This window comes from Pseudomonas sp. NPDC079086 (assembly GCF_044542155.1).
Lineage (GTDB): Bacteria > Pseudomonadota > Gammaproteobacteria > Pseudomonadales > Pseudomonadaceae > Aquipseudomonas.
In genome coordinates this window covers 867,300-879,105 of sequence record NZ_JBITTY010000001.1, presented here as the reverse complement: position 1 = coordinate 879,105, position 11,806 = coordinate 867,300, and the positions used below count along the sequence as shown (strand labels likewise).

Below are 11,806 nucleotides of genomic sequence, written 5' to 3'. Positions count from 1 at the left end.
ATCAATTTCAAGCCGACAAGCAAAACTGAGGCTTAAACAGCGGGATCAAAGAATGGAGCACGACGCTCAAATGACAAATAGCCATTGGTTTACCACTGGCTCAAACAGCGGGTTGGTAAGCCTGCAAACACAGAAGGTGCAGCGGTGAAGATCAACACAAGCACCGCGGTCACAGCTCTCAGTTTCGGGCGCTCATCCGCCATTTTTATGAACCAGGTCACCTGACAAGGCTCTGTCTTGCATTTCAATGCCCGCCCACAAGCAGCACTTTGCCACTACAACGGTGACTACCGTTGCCATTCACGCTTTCAAGGAGGAAATCCGCGTGCCTAAACGCTATTACGCCCTCGTTCTTCTCGCAGCTCTGAGCCTCTCTGCCTGCACCGGCAATTACAAGTTCAGCGACGACGAATACCGCCCCCTGGGCGACCCGCAAGCTCAAACCCGCGGCAACTGACCGCAAGGAGTAAAACACCATGGAACTGGTCTTCGATGTGGTCAGTGCACAGCAGTTCGTGCCAGGTCTATTGACCACCAAAACCTTTAAGCAGGCCGGCGGCATTATTGGTCGCGCGGAGGAGTGCGATTGGGTGATCCCGGATCGCAAGCGCGTGTTGTCCAGCCGGCATGCCGAGGTGAGCTATCGCAATGGCTCCTTCTTCCTGACCGATACCAGCAGCAACGGTATTCAGCTGAAAGACAGTGGCGCCAGCCTGCTCAAGGGCGAGGCCCAGCGTATCGAGCACGGCAGCGTGTATTGCTTCGGTGATTTTGAGCTGCGCGCACGGCTGATTCAGGACCCAGCGCTGTTCGCCGGCGATATCGGCCGTGCGCAGCCGGCCGGCAGCATTATTCCGGATGACGCCTTTCTTGATCTCGACCCGATGACTGCACTGGATCAGCAGGAGCGTGTGTACGCTCAGGTCGATGACCTGACGGCCGTGTTGCAGCCGCACAACGTGCATGCCCAGCAACGCGACTACGCACAGATCGATGAAGAGAACCTGCTGGTGCCGGAGCTGATTGCACCGCCGGTAATCACCCAACCCAAGCCAGCGCCAGAGCCGGTACGCCTGCCTTTGAGCTTCTGGGAAAAATTCGGCGAAGCACTCGGGGTCAAGCTGGATGACCTCGACGATGACGCCCGCGAAGCCCTGGCGCTGAATGCAGCCAAGCTGCTCAAGCAGAGCGTCGGCAGCCTGCAACAGAGCCTGCGCACCCGTAGCGAACTGAAAAATGAGCTGCGCCTGGCCCTGACCACGGTGCAGAGCGCCGGTAACAACCCACTCAAACACACCGCAGACAGCAGTGAAGCGCTGAGCGCCCTACTGCGTGGCGGCAAGGCGGGTCAGCTCAGTGCCGAGCAAACCATCAGCCGCAGTTTCCGTGATTTGCAGGCGCACCAGGTGGCGCTGCTCGCCGCCAGCCGTGCGGCGGTCAAGGGCATGTTCGAGCAACTGTCGCCGGAGCAACTGAGCCTGCGTTTCGAGCGCGAAGGGCGTAAGCCACTGATCGCCACCGCTGGCAGTCGCTGGCGTGCCTACCGCCGCCTGCACAGCGCGCTGGAGCAGAACGACGACTGGAGCGACCGCCTGTTCGCCCGCGACTTTGCCCGCACCTATGAAGAGCAGGTTCGCCTGATCGCCACTCTTAACAACGACGTTCAAGGATGATTTCCATGTACCGCTTGCTCCCCCTGGCCCTGTTGGCCGCCCTGTTCGGCCTGACCGGCTGCGCCGCACTGTCGCCCTATTCGGACATGACCAAACTCGACCTGACCCTGAACGGTCGGGACGAACTCAACCCGGACCTCAATGGCCGCCCTTCACCGATCGTCCTGCGCCTGGTCGAGCTGAAGCACCCAGTGTCGTTTGAAACGGCCGATTTCTTTTCACTGTATCAGCGCCCGAAAGAAGCCCTGTCGCCGGACATGGTGGTGCTCGAAGAGCTGGAGCTGCGTCCTGGCGAGCAGCGCAAACTGAAACTCTCGGTACAGCCTGGCAGCCGCTATGTCGGTGTATTGGCCGCTTACCGCGACCTGCCAGAAAGCAACTGGCGCACAGTGATTGTGTTGCAGGAAAAAGAGCACAACTACAGCGTGCTGACGCTGGATGCCAAAGGCATTCAAGCCCCGGATAAAGCCGACAAGGACGAGGACTAAGCCATGGCCATGCATAAAGTGGTCTGGCAGGAAGGCATGTTGCTGCGCCCGCAGCACTTCCAGCAGAACGACCGTTACTACGATTACCAGCTGAAAACCCGCACGCAGAAGCTCGACAGCTACGCCTGGGGCTTTTTCGAGCTGGAGATCGACCGCCAGTTCCTCAACATGGGCAAGCTGGTCGTAAGCAAGGCCAGCGGCATCCTGCCCGATGGCACCTTGTTCGATATCGGTGCTGAGCGCGAGCCACTGGCTCTCGACGTGCCGCCGAATACCGGTAACACCCCGGTGTACCTGGCCCTGCCGCTAGTCACCGGCAACCATATCGAAAGCCGCCGCCCGGAACAGCAGGACGTACTGGCACGCTTTACCGCATTCGATGAAGAAGTGGCCGATTCCAACGCCGGCGACAGCGCGTCGAGTCAGGTCAGCTGCGGCCGCCCGGATTTCCGCCTGCTGCTGGGTGAACACCAGAGCGACCAGGCCTACGTCAAACTGCAACTGTGCGACGTGCTCGACACCACTCCGGACGGGGTGATCAGCATTGATCCAGAGTTCATTCCCACTTACGTCAACTTCCAGGCCTCCGGCTATCTGCTCAGCTGCCTGAAAGAAGTGATCAGCATGCTCGCCCACCGCGGTGACATCCTCGCCGAGCGGATTCGCGCCACCGGCAAGGTCGGCGGTGCGGAAGTCGGCGACTTTATGATGCTGCAGCTGATCAACCGCTTCGAGCCGGTGCTGCGCCATTACCTGGGCATCGAACAGGTACACCCGGAGCAGATCTACCGCGAGTTGCTCGGCCTGCTCGGCGAGCTGGCGACCTTCTCCAGCGAGATCAAACGCCCGCGCCTGGAAGGCCGTTACCTGCACAGCGACCAGGGCACCAGCTTCCGCAAGCTGATCGACGCGATTCGCCAAGTGCTGTCGATGGTGCTGGAGCAGCACGCTATCGAAATGCTCCTGCAGCAGCGTCAGTACGGCATTCAAGTGTCGCCGCTGCACGACCACAAGTTGCTCGCCACCTCCACCTTCGTCCTCGCGGCCAGTGCTCAGTGCGATTCGGAAGAACTGCGCAACCGCCTGCCGGCGCACCTCAAGGTCGGCCCAGTGGAGCAGATCCGCCAACTGGTCAACCTGCACCTGCCGGGGATCAAGGTCAAACCGATGCCCGTGGCACCACGGCAGATCCCCTTCCATTCGGGGAAAACCTACTTCGCCCTGGAACTTGGCTCCGAAGACCTGGCGCAGCTGGAACGCTCCGGCGGCTTCGCTTTCCACGTGTCCGGCGAGTTCTCCGGGCTTGAGATGAAATTCTGGGCGATCAGGAACTGATATGACTACCAAGGAAATGGAATACGGCCAGGACGACAAAACCGTCATCCTCAACCGTAAAGGTGATGCCCCAGCGCACAGCCCGCTGACCGATTTTGCCGCACCGCCGAAGTTCGAACAGCTGGAAGAGCGGATGATCTACGCCGCGCGCCTGCGCCCGGCCGAGAGCTTCAATATCAGCCTCAACCCGCTGGTGGCCGCCGCCGCCAACCTGCTCTCGGAAGTGGTGCGACTCAAGCACAGCTTCGACAGTGAGGACATGCACGCGCTTAACCAGCGCCTGGCCAGCGCCATCAAGCTGTTCGAGCACCGCGCCCTGCACGAAGGTGCGGAAAGCAGCCAGGTCATGGCCGCCCGTTACGTGCTCTGCACCGTGGTCGATGAAGCCGTGGTGACCACCCCGTGGGGCAATGAGAGCACGTGGTCGCAGATGAGCCTGCTGTCGAGCTTCCACAACGAAACCTTCGGTGGTGAGAAGTTCTTCCAGCTGCTTGAGCGCCTATCGCGCAACCCGGTCAAACACCTGCCGATGCTTGAACTGATGTACCTGTGCCTGTCGCTCGGCTTCGAGGGCAAGTACCGCGTACTGCCACGCGGCATGCTCGAACTGGAAGCGGTGCGCGACAGCCTGTACCGGCAGATTCGGCAGATGCGCGGCGACGTGCCGCGCGAAGTTTCGCCGCACTGGCAGGGCCTGAAAGACACCCGCCGACGCCTGGTGCGCATCGTGCCGTGGTGGCTGGTGGCGCTGTTCACAGTGGTTTGCCTGGTAGTGATGTATGGCGGTTTTGCCTGGGTACTGGGCGAACAACGCGAAACGATTTTGCAGCCGTACGAGCAACTTGACCCGTCCGCGGGTGCATTCATGGATGGGACGAAATGAAGAGTTTCTTCGGCAAGTTAGCCGCTTTTTTCCGCAAGACCTGGGTCTGGAGCCTGTGCCTGGTACTGGTGCTGGCCCTACTGGTGTGGTTCGTCGGCCCGCTGCTGGCGGTCAATGATTACAAGTTCTGGGAATCGGCCACTAGCCGCTTGCTGAGCATCAGCCTGCTGTTCCTGATCTGGGGCCTGGCCATGGTGTTCGCCAGCTGGAAGGCCACCGCCCGCAAGAAGGCCGAAGAAGATGACGCCGACGCCCAAGAGCGCCTGCGTCGTGAAGGCCTGATCAATGAAGAACAGATGGAGTTGCGCCATCGCTTCAAGCAGGCGCTGCATACCCTCAAGCGCTCCAGTCTGTACCGTGGCCGCAGCGAGAAATGGCGCAGTGAATTGCCCTGGTACATGCTGCTCGGCCCACAAGGCAGTGGTAAAACCAGCCTGCTGGACTTCTCTGGCCTGGACTTCCCACTCAACCGTGGCGACCAGCAACGCCTGACCAAGGATGTGTCCGGCACGCGCTACGCCGACTGGTACTTTGCCGACCACGCCGTGTTGATCGACACCGCCGGGCGTTACCTGACCCAGCCTGACGCGGCCATCGACGGACGCGCTTGGGAGACCCTGCTCGGCCTGCTACGCAAACGCCGCGCGCGCCCGCTCAATGGCGTGCTGGTGAATATCCCCGTCGAGTACCTGCAAGGCGGTAGCGAAGTCGAACTGGAAAACCTCGCGCGTCAGACCCGTCAGCGTTTGCAGGATATTCATCAGCGCCTTGGCGCCGACGTACCGGTGTACCTGGTGCTGAGTAAAGCAGACAAGGTGCTGGGCTTTGATGAGTTCTTCGACCAACTATCGCGCGAAGAAAGCGATCAAGTGCTCGGCGCCAGCTTCCGCAAGGAGCAGAACGCCACCGACGTACAGGTGATCCGTCAGGAGTTCGAAGAGCTGCTGCGCCGCCTCAACAGTCAGGTGATCCTGCGCATGCACCAGGAGCGCGATACCCAGCGCCGTGGTCGCATCCTCGACTTCCCACACCAGCTCGGTCTGCTGGGCGAGCGTCTGTGCTTGTTCAGCGAGCTGGCGTTTAGTGGCAACCGCTATCAGCGCGCCAGCCAGTTGCGTGGTTTCTACCTGACCAGCGCACCGGAACTGAATGACCAACTCGACCCGAGCACCAGCAGCATTGGTCGCAACCTAGGCCTCTCCAGCAGCGCCCTGCCGACCTTCCGCAGCGGCCGTGCACGCTTTATCAATCATGTGCTCAACCGCGTGATCTTCCCCGAGGCCGACCTTGCCGGGCTGGACCAAAAGGAAGTACGTCGTATCGACTGGGGCCAGCGCGCCATGTACGCCACGGCGTTGGTCGTACTCGGTGTGTTTGGTGTGGTCTGGGCCAACGGTTTTTCCGGAAACCACGGCCGCCTGGAACAACTGCGCGATCTCGCTCAGCAACTGACTCAGCAACACGAGAGCCTGAGCGCACAAGACGATGCATTGCGTACCCTCAAGGCGCTGGATCAAAGCTACGCGGCCACTCAGGTGTTCCCGCCTGTGGATCAAGCCTCTTATCTGCAACGCGGTGGTTTGTATCAGGGTGAGAAAACCGATCCAAGCGTACAGCGCGCCTACCGTGGCGAACTGGAAAACCTGCTGCTAAGCCGTGTTGGCCGCCAGCTGGAAGCCCAGGTTCGCGCCAACCTCAATGACCGCGAGCGCCTGCTCAACAGCCTGCGCGCTTACCTCATGCTCAACCTCGAAGAGCGTCGCGACAAAGCCTTCCTGCAAGAGTGGCTGGCAGCCGATTGGTCGCTGCGTTATGCCGGCAACAGCGTCGGTCAGCGTGGCCTTAACGAGCATTTCGACCGCCTGCTGTCCGAGTCGTTTACGCCCTACTCGCTCAACGCGCCACTGGTGGCCGAAGCGCGCAAGATTCTGCGTAGCGAATCACTGGCCAACGTGGTGTACCGCATGCTCCGCGACCAGGCCCGCAGCCTGCCAGAGTATCGCCTGAGCCAGAAGCTCGGCCCGCAAGCTGGCGTGTTTGTCGGCAGCGACTACGCCATTCCCGGCTTCTATACCCAGGCTGGCTACCAGAAAACCTTTACCGCCAAGGGCGCCGACCTGGTACGCGAACTGCTGCGCGATAACTGGGTACTGGGTGACAGCGACACCCTCAGCAGCAGCGACCTCAGCCGCCTGTTGGTGGAGATGGAACAGCTGTACTTCCGCGACTACGCCAACTACTGGGGTGAAGCCCTTGCTCAGTTGTCGCTGGACCCGATCGGCAGCGCCAATCAAGGTGCCCTGCAACTGTCCAGCCTCACTGCGGCCAACTCGCCGCTGCTGCAACTGCTGGTCGAAGTGCGTGACAACACCCGCTTCAAAGGCATGGCCGAAGCAGCGGATGATGCAGGCGCGGCGGCCGATGCCCTGAAAGGCACCAAAGGCAAGTTGGGTAAGGTTGCCAAGCTGGCCGGTGCAGCTGCCGAACAGGCGCAGGCTGCCCTGGTGAAAAATCTGCCGGACACCGCCCGCAAAACCCTGGAGCGTCGTTTCGAGCCGCTGCACCGCCTGCTTGATGAAAACGGCGGTGCCGGTGCTGAGCTGGCCGCCAGCATGCAAGCGCTGGATGCCCTGCAACTGCAACTGCAGAGCCTGGCCCACGCCAGCGCACCTGAGCAGGCCGCGTTTGAGCTGGCCAAGGCGCGCATGGGCGGTCAGCGTGACGCGATCAACCAAGTGCGTAACAGTGCCGCACGCCTGCCACAGCCGATCGGCAACTGGCTCGGCCTGCTTGCCGAAGACAGCTGGATGCTGGTCCTCAACGACGCCTATCACTACCTCAACCAGCGCTATAAGAGCGAGTTGTACGCCGCTTATAAAGGCTCTTTGAAGCAGCGTTATCCGTTCAGTGCGCACAGTGAAAGCGACGTGGCGATTGCCGACTTCCGCGAGTTCTTCAAGGCCCAGGGTATTGCTGAGCGCTTCTTCGACAGCTACCTGAAACCCTTCGTCAGCGGCACCGCCGGCCAGTACCAACTGCGCCGTGTAGATGGCCGTGGCCTGCCGTTATCGCGTGAGTTCTTGCTGCAGATGAGCCACGCACAAACCATTCGCCGTAGCTTCTTCGCCGAAAACCCTAACGAGCCGAAAGTGCTGTTCAAGCTTGAGCCGTATTCACTGGACTCCAGCCTGGGTCGCGCTGACTTCCGCTTCGGTGACCAGCAGATGGAATACCGCCACGGTCCAATCGTGCAGACCGCCTTCAGCTGGCCTGCCGAAGCCAATGAAGGCCGCAGCAGTTTGGTGGTCGAAGAGCTCGGCGGTCGCAAGGTCGGCATCGAGAAGAACACCGGCCCTTGGTCGCTGTTCCGCCTGCTTGACCTGATGAGCGTGGATTACCACAGCGGTCGGGACGTGCTGATGCTCAAGGCAGATTTGGGAGGCCTGCACGCCAACTACCTGCTGCACAGCCAACGCTCGCCCAACCCGTTTGATCTCGACCAACTGCGCAGCTTCAAGCTGCCGGCGACGCTCTGATGCAAGCAGTAGCCAACCACTGGCGCAGCGCGGCGCGTACCGACACCGGCAAGGTGCGGGCGCGCAACGAGGATGCCTTTCTCGCCCTGCCAGAGCAGGGCCTGTGGGTGGTTGCCGATGGCATGGGTGGGCACCAGAACGGCGCCCTGGCCAGTCGCTTGATTGTCGAGCAGCTGGCCGAACCCAGCGATGGCGACTTAAGCCAGCGCCTGGATGAGCTGCGCAAACGCCTGCACACGCTCAACCGGCGCCTCGGTCAGGAGCTCACCGTTACCGCCGCTCACCCGGACCCGGTGATCGGCAGCACGGTGGTGGCGCTGTTGATCGACGGTGACCGCGCGGCCTGTGTCTGGGCCGGCGACAGCCGCTGCTACCTGTGGCGCGGCAGCCGCTTGTATCAACTCAGCCGTGATCACTCGCTGCTGCAACAGTTGATCGACGAACAGCAACTGAGCCCAAGCGAGGCCGCTCGGCATCCGGCGGCTCACGCCCTGACTCGCGCCATTGGTGCCAGCGACGAACTGAAGTTGGAAATTCTCGAACTCGACGTGCTGCCCGGCGATGCGTTCTTGCTATGCAGTGATGGCCTCTACCAGGGCATCTCTGCCGATGCTCTGGGCGCGGCACTCAACTTGCCGTCACCACAACTCACGCTGAATCGCTTGTTCCAGCAAGTGCTCGACGGCCCCGCGCGGGACAACCTGAGCGCGGTGGTTATCCGCCGATGAGGAGGACTCAAGGATGAGTGAGCGTCTACTCGATGCAGCGTCGCTGGCGAGCACCCCGGCCAGCGACCTGACCTATTTCGCCCTGGCTGCCACCGCAGCCAAGCCAGCGCAACAGGCACCGCGCGCGGTACTCAGCGAACTGCCGGAAGTACTCGGCGGCCGTTACAAGATCGAGCGCCTGCTCGGTGTCGGCGGCATGGGGGCGGTGTATCGCGCCCGTGACTTGCTGCGCGAACAATTTGGCGACCCCGACCCCTACGTGGCGGTGAAAACCCTCAGCGATGACTTTGCCGAATATCCCGATGCGAACTCGCTGCTGTACAGCGAGTTCGCCCTTACCGCGCGTCTCAATCATCCGCATGTGGTGCGGCTGTTTGGCTTCGAGGTGGATGTGCCCAGCCAGCGCGCCTTTCTTACCCTGGAGCTGCTCAAGGGGCTGACCCTCGACCAGTTGCTGAGTGAGCGGCCCGACGGCCTGCCGTGGCACGAGTTACAAGACATCGTAATTGCCCTGCTCGATGCCCTCAGCTACTCGCACAGCCTCGGCGTGCTGCATGGCGACTTGAAGCCCAGCAATGTGATGCTCGCCGAAGACGGCCTGCGCCTGTTCGATTATGGTCTCGGCCAACCCGTGGAAGGTCTGTTACCCGGCCTGCCACGCTTGTGCCGTAACCGCTTTACCGCCTGGACCCCGCGCTACGCGGCGCTGGAATTGCTCGATGGTGCACCGCTCACCGCCGCTGCCGATGTCTATGCCGTGGCCTGCGTGCTGTTTGAACTGGCCAGCGGCCGCCATCCGTTCCGGCGCCTCAGTGCCAAACAGGCCAAGAGCACCGAATTGGACAAGCAGCTGCAACGCCCCGCGCAATTGCCCGCTCACTGCTGGCCAGCGCTGCGCACCGCACTGGCCTTTGATGAAGCTCAGCGCAGCATCACCAGCGCGCAGTTACTTGAAGTCTTTCGCCAGCCGCTACCCAGCCGCTGGCCACGCTGGTTGAAACGCAGCGGATAGTCATGCCGTACAAGCGCTGTGTGACACCAATGGATAATCTTTTTACAAGGAAGCGACGATGTTCAACCCCGCCAATGAAACCCACTTCAGCCTGAACATCGAAGGCCTTGAGCACGACCTGCAAGTGCTTGAGTTCAACGGCCGCGAAGCCATCAGCCAGCCCTACCGCTTCGAGGTTGAGCTGATCAGCGAGCAACCTGATCTCGACCTGCAAAGCCTGCTGCATCAACCGGCCTTTCTCGCCTTTAGCCCGGACGGGCTGGGTATTCATGGGCTGATTTATCAAGTCGCCCAAGGTGAATCCGGCAAGCGCCTGACCCGCTATACGCTGAGCATCGTGCCGCAGTTGAGTTATCTGGCGCTGCGCACCAACCAGCGGATTTTCCAGCATCTAACGGTGCCGCAAATCGTTGCGCAGGTGCTGCAAGAGCACGGTATTCAGGCCAACGCCTATCAATTCCAGCTCGGCCCCACGGTGTACCCGGCGCGCGATTACTGCGTGCAGTACGACGAAAGCGATCTGCACTTTGTTCAGCGTTTGTGCGAGGAGGAAGGTATTCATTACCACTTCCAGCACAGCAGCCAGGGCCATGTGCTGATTTTTGGGGATGACCAGAGCGCCTTCGGCAAGCTCGGCCAGCCCACCGCTTACCTGCAAGACAACGGCATGACCGCCGATGAGCCGGTGATCAAGCGCTTTGCCGTGCGTTTGGAAACCCGCACCAGCCGCACCACGCGCCGCGATTACGACTTCGAGCAGCCGCGCCTGCTGATGGAAGCCGCCTTCAAGGAGGATCGTGATCCCGAGGCCAAGCCGCTGCCGGACCTGGAGGATTACGACTACCCCGGCCGCTTCACCGACCGCACACGCGGCAAGCATCTCAGCCAACGCAACCTGGAGCGTCACCGCGCCGACTACCGCCTGGCCGAAGGCCGGGGCGATCAGCCAAAGCTGGTTAGCGGGCATTTTCTCGAACTCTCGGATCACCCACGTGGCGACTACAACGATCTCTGGCTACTGCATGAGGTCATCCACCAGGGCAAACAGCCGCAGGTGCTGGAAGAGTCCGTCACCAGCCATACCGAAGCCAGCGATGGCTTCCAGCAGGGCTACCGCAACCACTTCACCGCCACGCCGTGGGACGTGCCTTTTCGCCCGCCACTGGCCCATCCAAAGCCGCGCGTACTGGGCAGCCAAACCGCTGTAGTCACAGGGCCGGCCGGTGAGGAAATCCACTGCGACGAATACGGCCGCATCAAAGTGCAGTTCTTCTGGGACCGTGAAGGCCAGGCCGACGACACCACCAGTTGCTGGCTGCGCGTGGCCTCCAGCTGGGCTGGCGATGCTTACGGTGGCATCGCCATCCCGCGCATCGGCATGGAAGTGTTAGTGACCTTCCTTGAAGGCGACCCCGATCAGCCACTGGTCACCGGCTGCCTGTACCACGCCGAACACGTGGTGCCCTACGACCTGCCCGCGAACAAAACCCGCACTGTGTTCAAAACCCTCAGCACACCGGGCGGTGGCGGTTACAACGAGCTGCGCATCGAAGACAAGAAAGGCGCCGAGCAGATTTACCTGCACGCACAGCGCGACTGGGACGAGAACATCGAGCACGACCAGAAGATCCGCGTCGGTAACGAACGCCACGATACTGTCGAAGCCAACAACTACACCGAGCTGCAAGCCGAAGAACACCTCACCGTCAAAACCGAGCGCAAAGTCGAAGTCAAACCCGACGACCACCTCACCGTCGGGCAGAACCAACACATCAAACTCGGCACCGCGCAATTAACCAAAGCCGGCCGCGAAATCCACCTCAAAGCCGGTCAAAAAATGGTCATCGAAGCCGGCGTCGAACTGACGATCAAAGCCGGCGGCAGCTTTATCAAACTCGACCCAGGCGGCATCACCCTGGTCGGGCCACAAGCCAAAATCAACGCCGGCGGCGCACCGGGTAAGGGCTCAGGCATCGGCATCAAACCACCCGTGCTGCCAGGCGCGGCGGATAGCGATAAGGCGGGAAATTTGTTGGATGAGGCGTTGCTCAATCAGCTTGAGCAAACCAAGAAAAAGCCCAAACGTATGCTCAATTTCTCGGGTTAACAGGGATTAGCGCGGGCCATCTTCACGCCCGCAAACAAGGATTA

9 protein-coding genes are annotated in these 11,806 nt (G+C 61.2%); all 9 read left to right on the top strand.

Going from position 1 to position 11,806, the window contains the following annotated elements; genetic code table 11:
- Positions 1 to 325 precede the first annotated feature (325 nt).
- From ACIGEK_RS04220 to tssI, 9 genes are read left to right on the top strand one after another with little or no spacing between them, the layout of a single operon-like run.
- Positions 326 to 457: a type VI secretion protein gene (locus tag ACIGEK_RS04220; protein WP_339409150.1), complete on the top strand. Its 132-nt coding sequence runs from the start codon at positions 326 to 328 to the stop codon at positions 455 to 457.
- Between the two features lie 19 nt (positions 458 to 476).
- Complete coding sequence (gene tagH / locus ACIGEK_RS04215) at positions 477 to 1,673, top strand: type VI secretion system-associated FHA domain protein TagH (RefSeq protein WP_397492096.1); 1,197 nt, start codon at positions 477 to 479, stop codon at positions 1,671 to 1,673.
- A 5-nt stretch (positions 1,674 to 1,678) separates the two neighbouring features.
- Positions 1,679 to 2,161: a type VI secretion system lipoprotein TssJ gene (tssJ, locus tag ACIGEK_RS04210; RefSeq protein ID WP_397492095.1), complete on the top strand. Its 483-nt coding sequence runs from the start codon at positions 1,679 to 1,681 to the stop codon at positions 2,159 to 2,161.
- Between the two features lie 3 nt (positions 2,162 to 2,164).
- Positions 2,165 to 3,496, top strand: a complete 1,332-nt coding sequence (gene tssK / locus ACIGEK_RS04205) for a type VI secretion system baseplate subunit TssK (RefSeq protein ID WP_397492094.1) — start codon at positions 2,165 to 2,167, stop codon at positions 3,494 to 3,496.
- A 1-nt stretch (position 3,497) separates the two neighbouring features.
- Positions 3,498 to 4,379 (top strand): type IVB secretion system protein IcmH/DotU, encoded by an 882-nt coding sequence (gene icmH / locus ACIGEK_RS04200; RefSeq protein ID WP_397492093.1) that lies wholly within the window; start codon positions 3,498 to 3,500, stop codon positions 4,377 to 4,379.
- On the top strand, positions 4,376 to 7,915 hold the full coding sequence (gene tssM, locus ACIGEK_RS04195) for a type VI secretion system membrane subunit TssM (protein ID WP_397492092.1): 3,540 nt from the start codon (positions 4,376 to 4,378) through the stop codon (positions 7,913 to 7,915). Before icmH ends, tssM begins: the two co-directional genes overlap by 4 nt.
- The gene (locus tag ACIGEK_RS04190) at positions 7,915 to 8,643 is read left to right on the top strand and encodes a PP2C family protein-serine/threonine phosphatase (protein ID WP_397492091.1); all 729 of its coding nucleotides are present in this window, start codon (positions 7,915 to 7,917) and stop codon (positions 8,641 to 8,643) included. Before tssM ends, ACIGEK_RS04190 begins: the two co-directional genes overlap by 1 nt.
- Positions 8,644 to 8,656: 13 nt before the next feature.
- On the top strand, positions 8,657 to 9,655 hold the full coding sequence (locus ACIGEK_RS04185) for a serine/threonine-protein kinase (RefSeq protein WP_397492090.1): 999 nt from the start codon (positions 8,657 to 8,659) through the stop codon (positions 9,653 to 9,655).
- A 58-nt stretch (positions 9,656 to 9,713) separates the two neighbouring features.
- Entirely contained in the window at positions 9,714 to 11,762 is a 2,049-nt protein-coding gene (gene tssI, locus ACIGEK_RS04180; RefSeq protein WP_397492089.1) for a type VI secretion system tip protein TssI/VgrG, read from the top strand.
- Positions 11,763 to 11,806: the final 44 nt, after the last annotated feature.